Here is a 21,136-nt window from a genome sequence, read left to right on the forward strand (position 1 = left end):
GGGGGGTCCGGGGCGCAGCCCCCAGGGGCCCGGGCCTACTGCTGGTGCAGGCCGCGGCCCGCCAGGGACAGGAAGGCCTCGCCGACGGCCTCCGAGAGCGTCGGGTGGGCATGGATGTGGCGGGCCACGTCGGACGGCTCGGCGTCCCAGCCCACGATCAGCTGGCTCTCCGCGATCATCTCCGACACGTGCGGCCCGACCAGGTGTACGCCGAGCACCCGCCCGTGCCGCTCCGCGACCACCTTCACCGTGCCGCCCTGCCCGTGCACCATGCCCTTCGCCACGGCGGTCAGCGGCATCGTGTTCACCACCACGTCGTACGCCGCCTCGCGCGCCTGTGCTTCCGTCAGCCCGACGGCGGCGGTCTGCGGCGCCGAGTACGTCACCCGTGGCACCGCCGCGTAGTCCACCGGTGCGCTCGCCACCCCGGCCAGCGTCTCGGCGACGAGCAGGCCCTCCGCGAAGGAGGCGTGGGCCAGCCCGAGCGAGGGCGGCGGCAGCAGGTCGCCCACCACGTGGATGCCCGGGACGGCGGTCTCCAGCCGGGACCAGTCGGCCGGCGCCACGAACCCCCGCTCGTCGGTGGCCAGTCCGGCCGCCGCGAGGTCCAGCCCGTCGGTGACCGGGACCCGCCCGACCGCCACCAGCAGCCGCTCCGCCGTCAGCTCGCGCACCTCCCCGCGCGCGGTGCGCACCGTGGCCCTGACGATCCGGTCCGCCACGGTGGCCCCCTCCAGCCGGGCCCCGGTCTGCACGTCGACGCCGCGCTTCTTCAGGCCCCGTGCCAGGTGCCGGGACACGTCCGCGTCCTCCAGCGGCACCAGCCGGTCCGCCGCCTCGACCAGGGTCACGTCGGCGCCCATGGAACGGTGGAAGGACGCGTACTCCACGCCGATCGCCCCGCCGCCCAGCACCAGGACCGAAGCCGGCAGCCCGGGGGCGAACAGGGCGTCGTCGCTGGTCACCACCGTGGCCCCGTCGGGCTCCAGCCCCGGCAGGACCCGCGGCCGGGAGCCGGTGGCCAGCACGATCCCGCGGGTCGCGGTGAACTCCCGCCCGTCCTCGGTCCGGATGGAGCGCGGGCCGGTCAACCGCGCGCCGCTGCGCACCACGCGCACCGCGGCGTGCTCCAAGTGCCCTTCCACCCCCTTGTGGTTGCGGGAGACGATGTCGTCCCGCGTGGCGGTCAGCGCCGGCCAGTCGACCGACTCCACGCTCGCCCGGACCCCCCAGCGCTCGCGCGCCTCGGCTATGCCGTCGACGAGTTCGGCGGCGTGCAGCATGGCCTTGCTGGGGATGCAGCCGCGGTGCAGGCAGGTCCCGCCGACCTTGTCGCGTTCCGCGAGCAGGACGGTCAGGCCGAGGGCCGAGGCGCGCAGGGCGGTGCTGTAGCCGCCGGTGCCGCCGCCGATCACGATCACGTCCACGATGCTGTCGTTGGTCATGGGCCCAGCCTGGACCGGCCGTTGTGACACGTCCAAGGAAATGATCTTCTGGGTCCCATGCACGCTCTTTATGCTTCCGGCTCATGAGCCTGCGCCAGATGGAGTACTTCCTCGCCGTCGTGGAGGAGTCCTCCTTCACCCGCGCCGCGGACGCCCTGCACGTCACCCAGCCCGCCCTGTCCCACCAGGTCAAGGCCCTGGAGCGGTCCGTCGGCGGCGCCCTGCTGGAGCGCCTGCCGCGCGGGGTCCGGCTCACCCCCATGGGCCGTGCCTTCCTCCCGCACGCGCAGCTCGCCGTCCGCAGCGCCCGCCAGGCCGAGCGGGCGGCCCGCGCCGCCGCCGGCGTGGCGGGCGGCGAACTGCACATCGCCACCGTGCACGCCCTGGCCGTCGGCCTGCTCCCGGCCATCGCCGCCCGCTGGCGGGCGCTGCACCCGGGGGTGTCGCTGGTGCTGCGGGAGTACGGCTCCACCGACGCGCTGGAGGAGCAGCTGGAGCGGGGCGTCGCCGACCTCGCGGTGGGCCCGGAGCCCGCGCAGTGGAGGGGGCCGCTGCTGCGGATCGGGCGGGAGGAGCTGGTCATCGTCGTCCCCTTCGACGATCCGCTGGCCGGGCGGGGAGCCGTCCGCCTCGCCGAGCTCGCCGACCGGGACTGGATCCGCTGTGCGATGGAACCGCTGTCCGACGGCGTCCTCGTACTGGACCGGGCGTGCGGCGCGGTCGGCTTCACCCCGCGCACGGTGCTGCGGACGGAGCACACCTCGACGGCCGTACGGATGGCGGCGGCCGGGGTGGGCGTCGTCATGGCCCCGGCCCACATGGTCCGGGGCGCCGTCGGCGAGGACTGCGTGCTGCTCTCCCTCGATCCGCCGTGGCACCGGTCCCTGGCGGTCTTCTCCAGGGTCCCGCTGACCGGTGCGGCCGGGGCCTTCGCGGAGCTGTTCGGGGCCCGCGCTCCGGCGGTTCCGGCCGCGGGCGCACGGCCGGACTGAGCGGCACCCGTGTCGGCACCCGCGGGGTCCCGGCCGGCATCCGCGACGGCTCACCGGCGGAGCCAGACACCCACCGGGCGGCCGTCCAGCAGATCGGCCGTGTCGACCGAACCACTGTGCCATCGGCGGGAGTTCGCATCTCGGTGCGGTGGGAGAACGGGCGTCCACGCGCCGGGCGGCAGGGGCAGCAGGGTGCCGCGCCAGCCGCCGTCCGCGGCCAGCCGGTGGGACAGCCGGGTGGCCGCCACCAGCAGACCGGGGGCCCGGGTGAACGCCACCAGATGGCCGGCCGCCGGGCCCCGGGCCGGGACGGGCGCGTAGCCACGGAAGAGCTCCGGCCGGTCCCGGCGCAGCCGCAGCAGGGTGGCCGTCAGGGCCAGCTTCTCCTCGGCCGGGTCCCGCGGGGCGGCCCCCGTGTCCAGCCGCGCCAGTTCCCGGTGGGGGAAGCGGGCCGGGCGCCGGTTGTCGGGGTCGACGAGGGCCCGGTACTCGGTCTCGGCGCCCTGGTAGACCTCCGGGACCCCGGGCATCGCCAGGTGCAGCAGCGTCATGCCGAGGAGGTTGGCGCGGGCCGCCTCCGTCAGCTCCACGGGGAGGTCCAGGGGAGCCCGGACGTATCCCGGCACCCCGGCCTCGTAGCCCTCGTCCGGCTCCGTCCAGCTGGTGCGCAGGGCGGCCTCGCGGACCGCCTTGAGCAGCGCCTCGGACAGCCGGGGCACGGCGTCGGGGACCGGGCCGAGCCCGAGTGCGGTCTGCCGGGCCACCCAGGCCAGGTGCGGGTCGGGTCCCTCGGGCCGGCCCATCAGTTCCGGTGCCTGCGACAGGGCCGCGATCCGGGCCCGGACGTCCGCGCTGCGTTTGGTGTCGTGCGTGGACAGCACCGTCCCGGCCGCGGGCCACTCCCGGGCCTGGGCGGCGCAGTAGGCGTGGAACTCGGCTGCCGACACCGGGGGTTGACCGGGCTCCCCGCCGACCTCCGTCGCCGACAGCAGCGGCGCGTACCGGTAGAAGGCCCGGTCCTCCAGGGACTTGGCGCGCAGCGCCGCCGAGGTCTGCGCGAAGCGGGCCGCGAAGGCCGGGTCCCGCAACAGCAGTTCCCGTACGCCGGCCACCGCGCCCGGACCGGCCACCGCGGCCGCCTGCTCCAGGGCCTGCGGCGGCAGCTCCGGATCGCCGGGGTAGGGCCGGTAGACGGGAAAGGCGATCAGCAACTCCCGTACCGCCTCGGCCAGTTCGCCGCCGCACTGGCGCTCCAGCGCCCGGAGTTCGGCGGCCAGGTCACCGGTCAGCACCTCCCGCGCGCACGCCCGCGCCGCCTCCGGCCAACGCGGCAGCCCGGTGGACCGCCCGTACCGGGCCGCCAGCTCCTCGGCCCCCGCCGGGTCGGTGAACACCCCGTCCACCCGGTGCAGCGCGTCGTACCCGGTGGTGCCCGCCACCGGCCACGCGGGCGGCAGCCGCTCGTGGCGGGCGAGGATCTTCTCGACGACCACCCAGCAGCCGTCCCCGGCCGCCGCGCGCAGCCGCCGCAGGTACTCCTCCGGGTCCGCCAGGCCGTCCACGTGGTCGATCCGCAGCCCCTGCACGACCCCGTCGCGGAGCAGCTCCAGCACCTTCGCGTGGGTGGCGGTGAACACCTCGGGGTCCTCCACGCGGACCCCGATCAGTTCCGAAATGGTGAAGAACCGGCGGTAGTTGAGCGCGGTCCGGGCCTCCCGCCACCAGGCCGGCCGGTACCACTGCGCGGCGAGCAGCTCGGGCAGCGCCAGCCCCTCGGTGCCCGCCCGCAGCGGGAACTCCTGCTCGCCGTAGCGCAGCACGGCGCCGTCGGCCGTCAGTTCGCAGGACTCCGCCGGCCCGGCGAGCACCGGCAGCAGCACCTGCCCGCCCCCGGCCTCCCAGTCGATGTCGAACCAGCGGGCGTACGGCGATCCGGGCCCGTCCCGCAGCACCTCCCACAGGGGCTGGTTCAGCCGCAGCGGCGTCGGCACCGCCATGTGGTTGGGCACGATGTCGAGGACCAGGCCCAGCCCGTGCGCCCGGGCGGCCCGGGCCAGGGCGCGCAGGCCCGGCTCGCCGCCGAGCTCGGCCCGCACGCGGGAGTGGTCGGTGACGTCGTACCCGTGCGCGGAGCCGGGTACCGCCTCCAGTACGGGGGAGAGGTGCAGGTGCGACACGCCGAGCGCGGCGAGGTACGGTACGGCTGCCTCGGCCGCCGCGAAGGGGAACTCCGGACGCAGCTGGAGACGGTAGGTCGACGCCGGGGTGACAGGTGCCGGAACATTAGATTCCGATTCGGTGACCGGTTGCGGCTGGCTCATGAGAACGTACGTACCCAACCTGCCGGATTCCGTGCCATGACCCAATGCATCCGAGTGACTGCACCGGGTTAATGTCGATCAAGTGGTTGGAACCGTCAACACCTATCGAAAAGTCATCGCCCTGACCGGGCCCCTACTCCCGCTCGTCTCTTTCCTCGCCCGACTGCCCGTCGCGATGTCCCAGTTCGGCAGCTTCCTGCTGGTCGCCCAGACCAGCGGCTCCCTCGCCGCCGCCGGCGTGGTCGGAGGCACCCTCTCCCTCGGCCAGGTCCTCTTCGGACCCGTCCTCGGCTGGCTCGCCGACCGGCACGGTCAGCGGCCCGTCGTCCTGGCCGCCGCCGCCGTCAACGCGGTGGCCACCGCCGCCCTGGTCGCGGGCGCCCTCACCCACCTGGCCACCGTGCCGCTCGCCGCGATCGGCGCCGTCACCGGCGCCTCCGTACCGCTGATCGGGCCGCTCGCCCGCACCCGCTCCGTGGCCCTGGCCCACCGGGCCGGGGCCGACGAGAGCGTCGTGGGCGCCGTCCACGCCCTCGAAGGCACCCTGGACGAGGTCTCCTTCGTCTTCGGACCCGCCCTCGTCGGGATGGCCGCGCTCCTCGCGCACCCGGCGGTCGCCCTCGGCGGCGCGGCGGGCCTCGTCGCCGTCTTCGGCACCGTCTACGCCCTGCACCCGACCGCCGCCGTCACGGCCGGGTCCCCGGCGCGCGGACGCGGTACGGGCAGCCGGGTCCGGCCGCCCGGAGTGGTCTACGCCGTACGCGGCTCCCTCGCCCTCCAGGGCGCGATGTTCGGCGCCTGCCAGGCCGGCATCACCGCACTGACCATCCGGCTGGGCGTCCCCGACCAGGCCGCCGTCGTCTACGCCGCGATGGGCGTCGTCAGCGCGGCCGTCGGCCTGTCGCTCGGGGCGCTGCCCGCCCGCTTCGGACTGCGGCTGCGCTGGCGGGTGGCGACCGGAGCGGCCCTGGTGCTCTCGGCGCCCCTGCTGGTCACCGACAGCCTGTGGCCCCTGTACGCCGTCGTCACCGTGCTCGGGGCGGCCTACGCGCCCCACCTGATCACCGCCTTCGCCCTCACCGAGCGGGCCGTGGAACCGGCCCGGCTCTCCACGTCCATGGCCTTCGCCGCCAGCTGCCTGGTGGCCGGGCAGGCCACCGCGCTCGTCGTCTGCGGGCGCCTCGCCGAGCGGTACGGCCCCACCGGGGCCTTCGCCGTCGCCGTCGGGGCCGCCGCGCTCTGCCTGACCCTCGCCCTCGTCACCCGGGTGCCCGCCGCCCGCGCGCACACCGCCGCCTTCGGCCCCGGCCCGCGGACCGCCTCGCCGGTGTCCGGCGAGAACGGCGCCGCCTACGCCGGACGCTGAAGCACCACCAGACACCGACCCGTCAGCGTCACCCGGTCACCGGCCGCGTACTGCGGCCCGGTACCGGGTGGCAGCACGTCCGCCCGGGCCGTGTCCACCACCAGGTGCCACTGCGCGCCGTGCCCCGCCGGAATCGTGAAGTCCTGCGGTTCCGCGCCCGAGTTGAACATCAGCAGGAACGAGTCGTCGGTGATCCGCTCCCCCCGGGTGCCCGGCTCGGAGATGGCCTCCCCGTTGAGGAAGACGGTCAGCGCCCGTGCGTGCTGCGCCTGCCAGTCCCGCGCCCGCATCACCTCGCCGTGCGGGGTGAACCAGGCGATGTCGGAGAGTTCGTCGTGCGTGCCCTCCACCGGCCGGCCGTGGAAGAACCGGCGCCGCCGGAAGACCGGGTGGTCCCGGCGCAGCCACACCATCCGCCGGGTGAACTCCAGCAGCGACGGCGGCGGTTTGCCCGGCTCCGGCCAGCGCACCCACGACAACTCGTTGTCCTGGCAGTACGCGTTGTTGTTGCCGCCCTGGCTGCGGCCGAACTCGTCGCCGTGGCTGAGCATGGGCACGCCCTGCGACAGCATCAGCGTGGCCGTGAAGTTGCGCATCTGGCGCTCGCGCAGCTCCAGCACCTCCGGATCCTCGGTCGGCCCCTCCACCCCGCAGTTCCAGGACCGGTTGTGGGTCTCGCCGTCCCGATTGCCCTCCCGGTTGGCCTCGTTGTGCTTCTCGTTGTACGAGACCAGGTCGTTCAGGGTGAAACCGTCGTGGCAGGTGGTGAAGTTGATCGAGGCCAGCGGGCGCCGCCCGTCGTCCTGGTACAGGTCCGAGGAGCCGGTCAGCCGCCCGGCGAACTCCGCGAGCGTGCGTGGCTGCCCGCGCCACAGGTCCCTTACGGTGTCCCGGTACTTGCCGTTCCACTCCGTCCACAACGGCGGGAAGTTGCCGACCTGGTAGCCGCCCTCGCCCAGGTCCCAGGGCTCCGCGATCAGCTTCACCTGGCTGACCACCGGATCCTGCTGGACCAGGTCGAAGAACGAGGACAGCCGGTCCACCTCGTGGAACTGGCGGGCCAGCGTCGCCGCCAGGTCGAAGCGGAAGCCGTCCACGTGCATCTCGGTGACCCAGTAGCGCAGCGAGTCCATGATCAGCTGAAGCACGTGCGGGGAGCGCATCAGCAGCGAGTTGCCCGTGCCGGTGGTGTCCATGTAGTGCCGTGGATCGTCCGCCAGCCGGTAGTACGAGGCGTTGTCGAGCCCGCGGAAGGACAGCGTCGGGCCCAGGTGGTTGCCCTCCGCGGTGTGGTTGTAGACCACGTCGAGGATCACCTCGATCCCCGCCTCGTGCAGGGCCCGGACCGCCGACTTGAACTCCAGCACCTGCTGGCCGCGGTCACCCGAGGCGTAGCCGTTGTGCGGGGCGAAGAAGCCGATCGTGTTGTAGCCCCAGTAATTGCTCAGCCCGTCGTTGACCAGCCGGTGGTCGTTGACGAACTGGTGGACCGGCATCAGCTCCAGCGCCGTCACGCCGAGCTTGGCGAGGTGGCCGATGACCGCGGGGTGCGCGAGCGCCCCGTACGTGCCGCGCAGCTCCTCGGGCAGGTCCGGATGGCGCATCGTCAGGCCTTTGACGTGGGCCTCGTACAGCACGGTGTGGTGGTACTCGTGCCGCGGCGGCCGGTCGTTGGCCCAGTCGAAGTACGGGTTCACCACGACCGAGCTCATCGTGTGCGGGGCGGAGTCCAGGTCGTTGCGCGAGTCGGGCCGGCCGAAGTGGTAGCCGTACACCGCCTCGCCCCACGTCACGCCGCCGCTGATGGCCCGCGCGTACGGGTCCAGCAGCAGTTTGGCCGCGTTGCAGCGCCGCCCGCGCTCGGGCTCGTACGGGCCGTGGACGCGGAATCCGTAACGCTGACCCGGCATGACGCCGGGCAGGTACGCGTGGCGGACGAAGGCGTCCGTCTCGCGCAGTTCCACGGCGGACTCCGAACCGTCGTCGTGGAGGAGGCACAGCTCGATCCGTCGGGCGGCCTCGGAGTAGACCGCGAAGTTGGTGCCGGCGCCGTCGTAAGTGGCGCCGAGCGGATACGCCTGTCCCGGCCAGACCTGCATAGATAACGACTCTTCCCGCGTTGTCGGATGTCCCGGCTGATCCGGCGTGGACCACGTCACTGTTCCGATCTTCCCCGAAAGAGGCCGCCCACGCGCGGACTTGCGAGGGGTCCTACCGGGTGACCCGCAGAGCTGATAGGCGGGTCAGCGGACTGTCTGCGCATCCGATAATGGGTCAACGGGCGACCGGTGGAGGGACCATCGGGCTGCACCGGGCCGCGCGCGCGGAGTACCCTTCCGTGATCACTGGAGACGGGCGTCCAGACGCAGAAGGCGGTGCACGGGTGAGCTCGGGAGGTCTGGAGCTGCCCCCTGGTGACAGCAGTCACGAGGGTGGCCCGGCGGACGCCCCAGGAGGTGTCCCCGGCGGGGCACCGGCGGGGATCGCGGCCGGAGCCGTCTCCCTGGCGGGCGGACCGGCGGAGGCCGGGAGCGCCGGGGGTCCCGGATCCGCCGGCGCCGAACTCGACTGGGGCGCGGAGGCCTGGAGCGAGGTCCGCACCCGGGCCCAGCGGGCCGGCCGCGCGTACATCTGGCTGAACCTCATCGAGCAGCGGCTGCGCTCGGTGGTCGGGGCGGTGCTCCGGCCGATCTACGAGCCGGTGCACGGCGGGGACGACTGGGTGGTCGCGGCCGCCGGGCCCGCCGGGCAGGAGTGGGTGCAGCGGGCCGTGGCCGTCCGCGAGGTCAGCCGGCGCAAGGGCTACCTGCTCGACTCGGCCGACGACAACGTGCTGAGCTTCCTGACCCTGCCCCAGCTGCGGGAGCTGATGGTCCAGCACTGGCCGTGCTTCGAACCGTACTTCGACGACCGGCGCGAGATCGAGCTGGCCCTGGACGAGCTGGAGGTCACCCGCAACGTCGTCTCCCGCAACCGGGCGCTGTCACGGCCCGTACTGGAACAGGCGGAACGGGCCTCCGCGCGGCTGCTGGAGGTCCTCGGCGGCGGCGCCGGCAGCCCCTCGGCGGACCGGCTGCCCATCGACGCCGTCGAGGACCTGGTGGGCGACCGCTACGCGGACGTCATCTCGGTCCACCCGGACCGGGTGCGCCTGCAGCGGCAGCTCCCGGCGGAGGACCTCTTCGGCGGCGCGCGGCGGCTCGACGCCATCGGCATAGGGCTCAACCTGCTGGTCCAGAACTTCTCCGGCCGAAGACTCGTCCGGCTCACGGAGGCCGGCTGCCGGGTGCGGCTGCTGTTCCTGAACCCGGCGAGCAGCGCGGTCAAGCGGCGCGAGCGGGAGCTGGGGCTGCGCAAGGGCGAGCTGAGCCGCTCGGTGGAGATGAACATCCTGCACGTCCGCCGGGTCCGGGCGGGCCTGCGGGACCCCTCGCGCTTCGAGATCCACGTCTTCGACGAGACCCCGCGCTTCACCGCCTACCTGGTGGAGGGGAACTCCTCGGGCATCGCGGTGGTCCAGTCGTACCTGCGGCGGGCGCGCGGGATGGAATCGCCCGTCCTGGTCCTGCGGGGCGGCGGGCGCGGCGTCCCGAAGGACGCGGACCACGGGCTGTTCACGACGTACCGGGAGGAGTTCGAGTCGATGTGGGAGGACTCCCGCCCCGTGTCGTGAGGGCGCAGGACACCCCCTTGAGGGGGGTGTCGTCGGGCTTGTCAGTGCCCCGTGGCAGGCTGAAAGCCGTTGACCGAAGGTGTACGGGGGAGGGGCACGGCATGGGGGTTCTGGAGAGGACCGGCGCGGAGCCGGGGGAACCGGGGGAACCGGGGGAATCGCGGGGGTCCCTGCGATGAGCTGGATCAGCGGGCCGATGGTCGCCTTCGACCTGGAGACGACCGGGACCGACATCGAAGCCGACCGCATCGTCACCGCCGCGGTCGTGGCCATGGAGCCGGACGGCCGGGTCGCCCGGACCCGCACGTGGCTGCTCGACCCCGGCGTGGCCATCCCGGAGCAGGCGTCGGCGATCCACGGCATCTCCACGGAGCACGCCCGCACCGAGGGAGTGCCGGCGGCCCCGGCGATCGCGGAGATCACCCAGACCCTCGCCGACGGGCTGCGCTCCGGCACCCCGCTGGTGGTGATGAACGCCCGCTACGACCTGTCCCTGCTGGACCGCGAGTGCCGCCGGCACGGGATCGCCTCGCTGGCCGACCGGCTGCGGGGCAGGCCCGCGCCCGTCATCGACCCCTTGGTCCTCGACAAGCACGCGGACCGGTACCGGAAGGGCAGGCGGACCCTGCAGGCCCTCTGCGAGCACTACGGCGTGACGCTCGACGACGCGCACAACGCGGCCGCCGACGCCCTCGCGGCGGCGCGCGCGGCACGCCGGGTGGGCGCGAAGCACGCCTCCATAGGCGCGATCGAGCTGGCGGACCTCCACGACCTCCAGATCCGCGCGGCCGCCCAGCAGGCCGAGTCGCTCCAGAGCTACCTCCGCCGCACCTCGGACCCCGAGGCGACAGTCGAGCCGGCCTGGCCGGTGGTCCCGCGCAGGGAGAGCTAGCGCGAAACGGCACCGGGCATGAGGAGCGCGGACCCGTTCAGGCGGGCACGTCCGGCCAGGAGTCGGAGTACTCGATGTGGATCTCCCGCATGCGGGTGTCGCCGGGGTGGAGGCGGGCGCAGTAGTGGCCGCGGCGCGTGGCGTCGCGGACGTGCGCCGGGCCGTGCCGGGCGACCTCGCGGAAGTGGCCGGCGCTCTCGCGGAACACCTTCGCGCTGCCCGTCATGAACAGCGTCTCGGCATGGACGTGCTGGTGGAAGCGGTCGCGGTTCTCGGCGTGGTGCAGGGCCTCGTGGTCGATCTCCGGTTCCGACGCGGGCGCGCTGACGCTCCGGCGGCGGCCCGGGCCGAGCCGGCCCCGCAGTTCCTTCCAGCGTGACGGCGCGAACTGGAGCGAGTGGTGCAGCAGGACGAGGTCGAGCGGCCGTGGTCCCGGCTCCGGGGAGCCGGCGCCGGTGGGGCGCAGCGGCACGTGGATCAGCGACCGCGGCGAAGTGGCGGCCAGGCTCCACAGCCCGGCCAGGAGCCGCGCGGCCTCCTGGTCGACGCAGGCGTTCAGGTACGGGCCTTCGTCCAGCAGCAGCGCCCGCCGCGGCGGGCGCGCCGGGCGGACGACCTGGAACTCCTGCGGACCGAGGCGGGCCTGATGGACGGTGACGGGTATCTGCACGTGCATGGTCACTTGTTATCCGGGTCCTAGAACGAATGCCAGCGCGTTTCGGCGTCGCCGTTCCTGAGGGAGGTCACGCGGCGGCGGAACTCCGCCAGTGCCCTCGGGTTGGCCGGGGCGTGCTGGGAGACCCAGGCGCAGCTCGCCGTCTCGCGGGCCCCGCGCAGGACCGCGCAGCCCGGCCAGTCGCGGACGTCCCACCCGTACGCCGCCACGAACGCCCCGTACTCCTCGGCGGGCATGCCGTACCGGTCGCGCGAGAGGGCCATGACCACCAGGTCGTGCTCGCGCAGATCGGCCGAGACGGTCTCCAGGTCGACCAGGGCCGGGCCTTCCGGGCCCACATGGACGTTGCGGGGCAGGGCGTCGCCGTGGACCGGGCCCGGCGGGAGGCGCGGGGTCAGGGCCGCCACCTCGCCGGCGTAGGCGTCCCGGCGGGCCCGCAGGTACGCCGCGTCGGCAGGGTCGATCGCGTCCCCCGCCAGCCGCAGCCAGCGCTCCACCCCGCCCAGCAGGTCCCGCGCGGGCAGGGCGAATGGCGGCGCGGGCAGGGCGTGGACGGCGCGCAGCAGCACCGCCAGGTCCTCGGGGCCCGCGGGCCGGACCGCGTCCGGGAGCCGGTGCCACACGGTCAGCGGATGCCCGTCCACGAGCCGCGGCTCCGGCTCGGCCGCGCGGACCGCCGGGACCCCGGCCGCCGCGAACCAGCCGGCCACCGCGAGCTCCCGCCGGGCCCGGTCCAGCAGCGCCGCCTCCCGGCCCACCTTCACCACGAGGTCGCCGACGGCGAAGACGGCGTTCTCGCCGAACGCGAGGAGGGCCGGCTCCCGGGTCGCCCCGCGCGCGAGGCCCGCCGCCGTCAGTACCCGCCTGGCCCGCGCTTCGTCCATGCCCTTGGTTCCCGCTTCCTGTCGTTGCCGCACCGGCCCGTCCGAGTTCTACCACCGCCCGCCGCCGCCCCCCCGTGGGTGGTGGCTTCGGGAGGGCGGCCCGATGCTGGAGGCATGGGCGCCGACCGTGACGCAGGCGCCGCCCGCGGCCCCGGCGGCGTGGCGCGGCGCGCCCTGCGCACCACGCTCGCCGCGTGTGCCGGGTTCTTCCTGTTCCTGTACGGGCTGGACCTGTCCGTCGCGGCGACGTACGCCCTCTTCGCGGCCGTGTCGATGGCGGCCCTCTCGCACATCCCCGGCACCGGCCCCCAGCGGGCGGTCGTCATCGCCCGCACCGCGCCGCTGACCTGGGTGCTGGTCACGATCGGCACGTACCTCGCGGTGCGCACCTGGAGCGCCGTGGCCGGCATGCTGGTCATCGGCTTCTGCCTCGCCTTCGTGGCCGTGGCCGGGCCCCGGGCGTCGGGCGCCGCGCCCGGACTGCAGCTGCTCTACATCCTCCCGTGCTTCCCGCCCTACGCCCCCGACACCCTCGGCGAGCGCCTGCTGGGGACGACCGTCGGTCTCGCGCTGCTGATCCTCGCCGAGCTCTTCGTCCTGCCCGAGCCGCGCGGCACCTCCTACCGGTCGCTGGCCGCCGCGGCCGCCGACAGCGCCGCCCGCTGCGCCGACGAGCTGCGCCGTGCCCCCTACACGCTGTCCGCCGCCGGGGCGGAGGCGGCCCGGGCGGCCGGTGAGGCGCTGCGGCCCTTCCGGGTCCCCGAGGCCGAGCGGCCCGCCGGGCCGGGGCTGCGGGACCGCGGTCTCGCGCACGCGGGCCTGGCCGCCCGTACGCTCCTGAACCGCTTGGTGAACCTGCCCGCGCCGCCCCCGGACCGTCCGCCGCCGGAGCAGGCGCCCGGGGTGCCCGCCGCGGTCGGCGCCGCCGCCGCCGAGAGCGCGGCCCTGCTGCGCGGCACCGGCAGGTCCGTCGACGCGGCCGGCGCCCTGCGGCACGTACGGGCGGAGGCCGTGGCGGTGGACGAGCGGCCGGCGAGCGAGGCGCTGGGCGTGCGCAGGGCGGCGCTGCTGGAGGTGGCGGACGCAGCCGTCGCCTTCACGACGGCGGCCGAACTCGCGGTACGGGGCCTGCGCGCGCGGCTGCCGGCCGAGACCGACGCGGGCCGCTTCTGGTACGCCGGCCGGCACGCGCCCCGCCTGTGGTGGCACCGGCTGGCCGCGCACGCCGGGCCGCGGTCCGTGCACTTCCAGAACGCGGTACGGCTCAGCCTCGCGCTCGCGGCCGCCCGCACGATCGCGGGCATCGACTCCCTGCCCCACGGCTTCTGGGCGATGCTCGCCGTGCTCAGCCTGACCCGGACCACGGTCTCCCAGACCCGGGCGACCGTACGCGTGGCACTCACCGGCACGCTCCTGGGCGCCCTCACGGCCGGCGTCCTGCTGGCCCTCATCGGCGTGCACAGCACCGTCTACGCGGTCGCCCTGCCGTTCGTCATGTTCGTGGCCTTCCGGGTCGGGCCGGTACGTGGCGTGGGCTGGGCCCAGGGCATGTTCACCCTCGTGGTGTCCTTCGTCTTCGCCCAGCTGGCGCCGGTGACCTGGCAGCTGGCCGAGGTCCGGATCCTCGACGTGGTCATCGGCAGCCTGATCGGCATCGTGTTCGGGCTGCTCGCCTGGCCGCGGGGGGCGCAGGTGGAACTGCACCGGGCGGTCGCCCAGCTGCTGGCGGAGGCGGCCGACACGGTCGGGAGCACCGCGGCCGCCGTGGCGGTGGGCGGGCCGGGACGGCCCCCGGACGACACGGCGCTGCAGCGCGCGCTGCTGCTGGCGGAGTCCGCGTTCTCGCAGCGCCTGAGCGAGCCCCGCGCGCCGGTCGGTGCCCCCGCGGACTGGCAGGCGGCCCTGATGACGGGCCACCACGTGTTGTGGGGCTCGCGGCGCCTGCTCGCCCGAGGCGGCCCACCCCTGGAACCGGCCCAGCAGAAACGCCTCCGCGACCGGGCGACGCGGGTGGCCACCCGCCTGCGCGCCGCCTCGGCCCTGACGGCGAACACGTCCGCACCACCGCACACGGACCGTCCACCGGACACGGACCTGCCGGTGGGCGCGGACCTGCCGGCGGACACGCGGCAGCCGGTGCGGGTGGACCCCCCGGCGGCCCACGCCCCGCCGGCGGCCCACGCCCCGCCGGCGGACGGACTGCCCGCGCCGGGTCCGGAGCCTCCCGACGGAGCGGGGGACGGGGTCGCCCTGCCGCGGTTCTACGCCGGCCTGGCCTGGCTCGACTCGCTGACCACCGACGTCGAGCGCGTCATCGCGCCCACCGGCGGTTCCCGCGGTTTCGGCGGGCCGGACGGGGCGGCGCCCTGAAATTGATTGCACGAGACGTCTCGTCTCGTTATGGTCGAGTCATGACCTCCGCCAAGCCCGCCGCCGGCGCCGCGCACATCGCCATGTTCTCCATCGCCGCCCACGGCCACGTGAACCCGAGCATCGAAGTGATCCGCGAGCTCGTCGCCCGCGGCCACCGCGTCAGCTACGCCATCCCCGCCGCCTTCGCCGAGAAGATCGCGGAGACCGGCGCCACACCCGTGATCTACACCTCCACCCTCCCCACCGACGACGAGCCGGAGGCCTGGGGCACCGAGCTCATCGAGAACCTGGAGCCCTTCCTGAACGACGCCGTCCAGGCACTCCCGCAGCTCGCCGCCGCCTTCGAGGGCGACGAGCCGGACCTCGTCCTGCACGACATCACCTCTTACCCGGCACCCGTGCTCGCCCACCGGTGGGGCGTCCCCGCCGTCTCCCTCTCCCCGAACCTCGTCGCCTGGGAGGGGTACGAGCAGGAGGTGGCCGAGCCGATGTTCGCCGAGCTGAAGGCCTCCGAGCGGGGCCGGGCGTACTACGCCCGATTCGCCGCCTGGCTCACCGAGAACGGTCTCGGGGACGACGTCGACCGCTTCCAGGGCCGGCCGCGCCGCGGCCTCGTGCTGATTCCCCGCGCGCTCCAGCCCCACGCCGACCGCGTCGACGAGTCCGCGTACAGCTTCGTCGGCGCCTGCCAGGGCGAGCGCGCGACCCAGGGCAGCTGGCACAGGCCGGCCACCGCCGAGGGCAAGAAGGTCGTGCTGGTCTCGCTCGGCTCCGCCTTCACCAAGCAGCCCGCCTTCTACCGCGCCTGCATCGACGCCTTCGCGGACCTGCCCGACTGGCACGTCGTCCTCCAGATCGGCAAGTTCACCGACGAGGCCGACCTCGGCGGGATCCCCGCCAACGTCGAGGTCCACCGCTGGGTACCCCAGCTGGACATCCTGCGCCAGGCCGACGCCTTCATCACCCACGCGGGCGCCGGCGGCAGCCAGGAAGGGCTCGCCACCGCCACCCCGATGGTCGCCGTTCCGCAGGCCGTCGACCAGTTCGGCAACGCCGACATGCTGGTCTCGCTCGGCGTGGCCCGGCACGTACCGATGGCGGACGCCGACGCCGCCACCCTCCGGGAGGCGGTCCTCGCCCTCGTCGCCGACCCCGAGGTCGCCGCCCGAGCAGAGGCCGTGCGCGCCGGGATGGCCGCCGAGGGGGGCACGCGGCAGGCCGCCGACCTCATCGAGTCCGAACTGTCATAGCCACCGCCTAGGGTGCCGCCATGACGAAGAAGGCCACGACCACGAAGTACGCGGCGCTGCTGCGCGGCATCAACGTCGGCGGGAGCAAGAAGGTCCCGATGGCGGAGCTGCGCTCCGTGCTGGAGGAGCTCGGCCACGGCGACGTACAGACGTACTTGCAGAGCGGCAACGCCGTCTTCAGCAGCGCGGAGAGGGACCCGGCGGCGCTCGCCCGGGAGCTGGAGACGGCCATCGAGGCCCGGTTCGGCTTCCGGGTGGCGTGCCTGGTGGTGGACGGGGCGTACCTGCGCGCCGTCGCCGACGCCTGCCCCTTCCCGGCCGCGGAGCTGGAGGGCAGGCAGCTCCACGCGACCTTCTTCTCCGAACAGCCGGGCGCGGAGCGCTTCGCCGGGCTCGACCAGGCCTCCTACCTCCCGGAGGAGTACCGGCTCGGCGACCGCGTCCTCTACCTCTACGCCCCCGACGGCCTGGGCCGCTCCAAACTGGCCGAAGCCCTCGCCAAGCCCGCCGTCGTCAAGGGCATCGACGTGACCACCCGCAACTGGAACACCGTCGCCAAGCTCGTCGGACTGACCGGCGGGGGACAGGGGTGATCTGATCCGAACCCGCCTCGGCACGAGGGGTGTTCGGTGTCAATGGAATGGGGAAACAGGGGAGCTGGGCGCACGGTGACCGGGCACCAGTCTGCGGAGGACGACGGCACACCGCGGGGCACCCGTACCGGACGGACCCGGCGGATGGCCGAGCCGGCCGCCGGGGTGTCGGCCGCCACGGCTCTCGCGGCCCTGGTGCTCGGCCTGTTCGGACTGGTCGGTGCGGGCGGCTCCACCCGTACGCCGGACCGGGCGGGAGGCAGCACCTCCACGCCGCCCGCGGAAACCCCCCTCGGCGACCGCGACCGCGACGCCGACACCGACACCGACACCGACGCCGACACCGACACCGACACCGACACCGACACCGACACCGGAGCCGACGGGTTCGGCCGGCCTGGGCGCCACCCCGACCCCCACGCCCACTCCCACGCCGGCCCTGAGCCCCCCTTCGCCGCTCCCGCCCGGCTGGCGGCGGACCGACGCCGCGGCCCTCACCACCTCCCTGGCGCTGCCCGAAGGCTGGAACCTCAAGGAGGACGACGCGCAGCGGGCCAACTGGATCTCCCCCGACGGCCGCTACGTGCTCGGCGTGAAGCGCGACAGCACCCACGGCAGCACCGCCCAGGCCGCCTCCACCGGCCGGCTCGCCTGGTACCGCCAGAGCGCCCCATCCACAAGGTATGACCTCACCGCCGACTCCCGCACCCTGGACCAGCGCGGCCGGAACGCCGTCCGGCTGGACCTGGACTTCCGCTGGGAGGGTGAGCGAACCCCCTCCCACCGCATCGAACTCTTCGTCGCGGGCGCAAAGGCCGATCCGCCCCACGCGACGAGGGCCCCGGCGGTAGCGGAGGGCGCCGGATGTGCCAGGCTCGTCGCATGCGTTACATCATCATCGGCGCGGGCGCCGTGGGCGCCACCATCGGCGGACGGCTCGCGGAAGCGGGCGGCGAGGTCGTCCTCGTCGCGCGCGGCGCGCACGCGGAGGCCCTGCGGGCCGACGGGCTGCGGCTCACCACGGCCGACGGGGAGCGGGTTCACCGGCTGCCCGTGGTCACCGGACCGGACGAGCTGGGCGAACTGCGCCCCGACGACGTGCTGTTGCTGGCGGTGAAGACCCAGCACGCGATCGCCGCGCTCGACGCGTGGGGCGACGCGGAGGTCGCGGGCGGTGGTACGGCGGCGCAGCGGCTGCCCGTGCTGTGCGCGCAGAACGGCGTGGAGAGCGAGCGGCTGGCCCTACGGCGCTTCGCGCGCGTGTACGGGATGTGCGTATGGCTGCCTTCGACCTTCCTGGAGCCGGGCGTGGTCTCGGCCCTGTGCGCGCCGCTGACCGGCATCCTGCACGTGGGCCGGGCGGCGGGCGGCGCGGACGCGCTGTGCCGGGCCGTCGCGCAGGACCTCGGGAAGGCCGGCTTCGAGGCGCCGGTGGTCGAGGACGTGATGCGGTGGAAGTACGCGAAGCTGCTGGGGAACCTCGGCAACGCCGTCCAGGCGACGACCGGCCCGGATCCGGACCCGGCGAAGGCGGCGCTGCTGCTGCGGGCCGTGCGCGAGGCGAAGGCGGTCTTCCGGGCGGCGGGCATCGCGTACGCCTCGGACGCGGAGCAGTCGCTGGCACGGGACGGCAAGGTGAACCAGGCGCCGGGAGTCCGGGGCGGATCGTCCTGGCAGAGCCTGGCCCGCGGGACGGGCTCGGTGGAAGCGGACTATCTCAACGGGGAGATCTCCCTGCTGGGCCGGCTGCACGGGGTCCCGACCCCGGTCAACGACGTGCTGCGGCACGCGGCGAACATCTTCGCCCGCGAGGGCCTCCCGCCGGGCGCGATGTCCATCGAGGACCTCACGGCCCTGGCGGACGAGGCCGCGGCCCGCGCGTAGTCACCCGGCTGCGGCGCCGCCGCCGGGGCGCTGCCCTGGGCCCCGCGCCTCAAGCGCCGGCGAGGCTGCAATTGCCCTGCGGGCGGGCGGGCGGACGGCAACAGCCACATCCAGCCTCGCCGGCGTTTGGCCGCCGCGGCTACGCCGTCAGGGCCGGGAGCCTCGTGGGAGCGGCGGCGGCCGAGGCGTCGTAGCGGCGCAGCAGGAGGCGGGCCAGTTCCGGGGCCGCGCCCAGGACGTCGGCCAGGACGTCCGCGCCCGCGGCTTCGGCGCCCGCCGCGATGCGGTCCGGGAGCCGTCCGGGGGCGATGACGTACGGCGCCACCGCCACCCGGGCGAAGCCCTCGGCGCGCAGGGCCCGTACGGCGTCCTCCGTACGGGGGAGAGCAGCGGAGGCGAACGCAGGCCGCACGGCGCACCAACCGGTGTGCCGCCACTCCCGCGCGGTTTCAGCGATCGCTGCGATCGCCTCCGGGTCCGTGGAGCCGGCGGACGCGAGCACCACCGCGGTGGTGGCGCGGTCCGCCGGGGTGAGGCCGGCTTCGGCGAGCCGGCGGTCGAGGGCGGAGAGGAGGAGCGGGGACGGGCCGAGGACATCGGCCACCCGCACCGAGAGCCCTGGCAGGCGGGCCGTGGACTCGGCCAGCGCCGCCGGGATGTCGGACTTCGCGTGGAAGGCCCGGGTGAGGAGGAGGGGGAGGGCGACGACCTCCCGGACGCCCGACAGGTAGAGCGAGGACAGGGCCTGGCCCACCGACGGGGTGTTGAAGTCCAGGAAGGCCGTCTCCACCCGCAGCCCGGGCCGCAGCGTCCGGGCCCGCGCGACCAGGGCGTGCACGGTCGCCGCGTGCCGCGGGTCGCGGCTGCCGTGGGCGATGACCAGGAGTGCGGGTGCGTGGGACATCGGGATCAGCTCTTGACCAGCAGGCCGCGGCTGCGCAGCACCCACCGCTCGACCGGGCTGAAGATCAGCAGGTCGATGGCGATGCCGACCACCAGGATCAGGATGATCGCGAGGAACACGCCGGGCAGGTCGATGTTGTTGCGGCCGTTCTCCAGGAGCTGGCCCAGGCCGAGACCCAGGTCGGGCGAGGAGGCGATGATCTCGGCGGCCATCAGCGAGCGCCAGGAGAAGGCCCAGCCCTGCTTGAGGCCCGCCAGGTAGCCCGGCAGCGCGGCCGGCATCACGATGTGCCGGGCCCCGCGCAGGCCGGTGGCGCCCAGGGTGCGGCCCGCCCGCAGGTAGAGCGGCGGGATCTGGTCGATGCCCGAGACCAGGCCGTTGGCGATGGACGGGACGGCGCCCAGCAGGATGACCGTGTACATCATCGCGTCGTTGAGGCCGAACCACAGGACGGCCGGCGGCACCCAGGCCACCGACGGCAGCGACTGCAGGCCCTGGAGGATCGGGCCGATCGCGGCGCGCACGAACTTCACCCGGGCGACCAGCAGGCCGAGCGGGGTGCCGATGGCCAGGGCCAGCAGGAAGCCGAGCAGGCCGCGGGAGACGCTGGTCCAGACGACTTCCAGCAGGGTGCCCTGGACCCACAGGTGGGACAGGCTGTCCCACACCGCGGACAGCGGCGGCAGCTTGGTCTCCTCGGTGACCTTCGTCGCGACGAGGACCTGCCAGACCACGAGCACGAGGCTCACGGCGAGGAGGGGCGGGAGGATCTTCTTGACGAGGACCTCGCGGACCGGGGTGCGGTGGGTCTGGACCGCGTCGAGCGCGTCGAGCCCCGCTTCCAGGCCGGCCAGGTCGTCGTTCTTGCCCGTGGCCTTCAGAGTGGTGTCAGTGCTGGCCATGGCGGCGGATCTCCCCACGCAGGTGTTCAGTGATCTCGAGGGACAGTTCCGCGACGTCCGCGTCCTCGATGCGGCGCGGCTGCGGGATGTCCACGGTCCACTCCTTCGCGACCCGGCCGGGTCGGGAGGAGAGCAGGACCACGCGCTGGGCGAGGCGGACGGCCTCGCGCACGTTGTGGGTGACGAAGAGGACGGAGAGGTTCGTCTCGGCCCAGATGCGGGTGAGCTCACCGTGCAGCACGTCCCGCGTGATGGCGTCGAGCGCGGCGAACGGCTCGTCCATCAGCAGCAGCTGGCTGTCCTGGGCGAGCGCCCGGGCCAGGGCCACGCGCTGGCGCATGCCGCCGGACAGCTCGTGCACGCGCTTGCCGTACGAGCCGCCGAGGCGGACCAGCTCCAGCAGGCGCTCGGCCTCCGGCTTGCGGTCGGCCTTGGCCACCCCGCGCAGGCGCAGGGCCAGTTCGATGTTCTTGCCCGCGGTCAGCCACGGGAAGAGGGCGTGCTCCTGGAACATCAGGGCCGGACGGCCGCCGGGGGTCTCGATGGACCCCGCGGACGGCTTGTCGAGTCCCGCGACCAGGTTCAGGAGCGTGGACTTTCCACACCCCGAGGCCCCCAGGATGGTGACGAACTCTCCGGGAGCGACATCGAGGCTGATGTCGTCCAGGACGAGCTGCGATCCGGCCGGGCCGGAGAAGGACTTCGAGACGTGCTCGATACGGGCAGCGTGGGTCTGCTCCGCTACGGAGCCCTCGGCAGCCTTGGCAAGCGTGGTGGCCATGGTCGTCACCTCCTGGGATTGCTGGATTACGGGGTTACTTGGCGCCGAGGCCGGCGTCGGAGACCTCGGGCTTGCCGGCGGCCTTGAGGACCTTGTTCAGGAGCCTCAGGTCGTAGATGCCGGCCAGGTCGGGCTGCTCGATGAGCTTGGCCTTGACGGCCCAGTCCGACTGGGTCTTCAGCGTCGCGGCCAGCGGGTCG

The 21,136-nt window shown here is 74.4% G+C and carries 15 protein-coding genes and 2 pseudogenes; 8 read left to right on the forward strand and 9 right to left on the reverse strand.

Annotated elements, in window-relative coordinates; all coding sequences use genetic code 11:
- Window positions 1-35: 35 nt before the first annotated feature.
- Window positions 36-1,445, reverse strand: a complete 1,410-nt coding sequence (gene lpdA / locus ACZ4VT_RS16065) for a dihydrolipoyl dehydrogenase (RefSeq protein ID WP_467950041.1) — start codon at window positions 1,443-1,445, stop codon at window positions 36-38.
- Window positions 1,446-1,528: 83 nt separating this feature from the next.
- Here lpdA and ACZ4VT_RS16070 point away from each other — a divergent pair, with 83 nt between their 5' ends.
- Entirely contained in the window at window positions 1,529-2,437 is a 909-nt protein-coding gene (locus ACZ4VT_RS16070; RefSeq protein ID WP_467950045.1) for a LysR family transcriptional regulator, read from the forward strand.
- A 50-nt stretch (window positions 2,438-2,487) separates the two neighbouring features.
- Here the strand turns inward: ACZ4VT_RS16070 and treY are convergent, their stop codons facing one another.
- Entirely contained in the window at window positions 2,488-4,758 is a 2,271-nt protein-coding gene (treY, locus tag ACZ4VT_RS16075; protein WP_467950049.1) for a malto-oligosyltrehalose synthase, read from the reverse strand.
- 82 nt (window positions 4,759-4,840) lie between these two features.
- On the opposite strand from treY, the gene ACZ4VT_RS16080 reads away from it, so the two are divergent.
- Entirely contained in the window at window positions 4,841-6,124 is a 1,284-nt protein-coding gene (locus tag ACZ4VT_RS16080; RefSeq protein ID WP_467950051.1) for an MFS transporter, read from the forward strand.
- Here the strand turns inward: ACZ4VT_RS16080 and glgX are convergent.
- A complete protein-coding gene (gene glgX, locus ACZ4VT_RS16085) occupies window positions 6,109-8,223 on the reverse strand; it encodes a glycogen debranching protein GlgX (protein WP_467950053.1) in 2,115 nt (704 codons plus the stop codon). The genes ACZ4VT_RS16080 and glgX overlap by 16 nt on opposite strands.
- Before the next feature lie 284 nt (window positions 8,224-8,507).
- Between glgX and ACZ4VT_RS16090 the strand changes: the two genes are divergently transcribed.
- Both ACZ4VT_RS16090 and ACZ4VT_RS16095 read left to right on the forward strand, forming a co-directional pair.
- Complete coding sequence (locus tag ACZ4VT_RS16090) at window positions 8,508-9,797, forward strand: SAV2148 family HEPN domain-containing protein (RefSeq protein WP_467950055.1); 1,290 nt, start codon at window positions 8,508-8,510, stop codon at window positions 9,795-9,797.
- A gap of 175 nt (window positions 9,798-9,972) precedes the next feature.
- Window positions 9,973-10,689 carry an exonuclease domain-containing protein gene (locus ACZ4VT_RS16095; protein WP_467950057.1) on the forward strand — a complete coding sequence of 239 codons (717 nt, stop codon included), beginning with the start codon at window positions 9,973-9,975 and terminating at the stop codon, window positions 10,687-10,689.
- A 37-nt stretch (window positions 10,690-10,726) separates the two neighbouring features.
- Here the strand turns inward: ACZ4VT_RS16095 and ACZ4VT_RS16100 are convergent, their stop codons facing one another.
- Window positions 10,727-11,365: a hypothetical protein gene (locus ACZ4VT_RS16100; RefSeq protein WP_467950059.1), complete on the reverse strand. Its 639-nt coding sequence runs from the start codon at window positions 11,363-11,365 to the stop codon at window positions 10,727-10,729.
- A gap of 20 nt (window positions 11,366-11,385) precedes the next feature.
- On the reverse strand, window positions 11,386-12,249 hold the full coding sequence (locus tag ACZ4VT_RS16105; protein WP_467950061.1) for a phosphotransferase: 864 nt from the start codon (window positions 12,247-12,249) through the stop codon (window positions 11,386-11,388).
- A gap of 114 nt (window positions 12,250-12,363) precedes the next feature.
- Between ACZ4VT_RS16105 and ACZ4VT_RS16110 the strand changes: the two genes are divergently transcribed.
- The 4 genes and pseudogenes from ACZ4VT_RS16110 to ACZ4VT_RS16125 all read left to right on the forward strand — a co-directional run bounded on the left by ACZ4VT_RS16110 (window position 12,364) and on the right by ACZ4VT_RS16125 (window position 18,349).
- Complete coding sequence (locus ACZ4VT_RS16110; RefSeq protein WP_467950063.1) at window positions 12,364-14,619, forward strand: FUSC family protein; 2,256 nt, start codon at window positions 12,364-12,366, stop codon at window positions 14,617-14,619.
- 6 nt (window positions 14,620-14,625) lie between these two features.
- Window positions 14,626-15,872 (forward strand): annotated as a pseudogene (mgt, locus tag ACZ4VT_RS16115) (macrolide-inactivating glycosyltransferase).
- 20 nt (window positions 15,873-15,892) lie between these two features.
- Window positions 15,893-16,465 carry a DUF1697 domain-containing protein gene (locus ACZ4VT_RS16120; RefSeq protein WP_467950064.1) on the forward strand — a complete coding sequence of 191 codons (573 nt, stop codon included), beginning with the start codon at window positions 15,893-15,895 and terminating at the stop codon, window positions 16,463-16,465.
- An 882-nt stretch (window positions 16,466-17,347) separates the two neighbouring features.
- A complete protein-coding gene (locus tag ACZ4VT_RS16125) occupies window positions 17,348-18,349 on the forward strand; it encodes a ketopantoate reductase family protein (RefSeq protein ID WP_467950066.1) in 1,002 nt (333 codons plus the stop codon).
- A gap of 139 nt (window positions 18,350-18,488) precedes the next feature.
- Here the strand turns inward: ACZ4VT_RS16125 and ACZ4VT_RS16130 are convergent, their stop codons facing one another.
- The 4 genes and pseudogenes from ACZ4VT_RS16130 to ACZ4VT_RS16145 all read right to left on the reverse strand — a co-directional run.
- Complete coding sequence (locus ACZ4VT_RS16130) at window positions 18,489-19,253, reverse strand: sirohydrochlorin chelatase (protein ID WP_362799400.1); 765 nt, start codon at window positions 19,251-19,253, stop codon at window positions 18,489-18,491.
- Between the two features lie 5 nt (window positions 19,254-19,258).
- Window positions 19,259-20,155, reverse strand: coding sequence for an ABC transporter permease (locus ACZ4VT_RS16135; protein WP_467950069.1), 897 nt, complete (start codon window positions 20,153-20,155; stop codon window positions 19,259-19,261).
- Complete coding sequence (locus ACZ4VT_RS16140; protein ID WP_030713685.1) at window positions 20,142-20,936, reverse strand: ABC transporter ATP-binding protein; 795 nt, start codon at window positions 20,934-20,936, stop codon at window positions 20,142-20,144. The genes ACZ4VT_RS16135 and ACZ4VT_RS16140 overlap by 14 nt, the downstream gene beginning before the upstream one ends.
- A gap of 34 nt (window positions 20,937-20,970) precedes the next feature.
- Window positions 20,971-21,136 (reverse strand): annotated as a pseudogene (locus tag ACZ4VT_RS16145) (sulfate ABC transporter substrate-binding protein); the annotation flags it as partial.

The sequence above is a fragment of the Streptomyces sp. NPDC029164 genome (assembly GCF_055563995.1).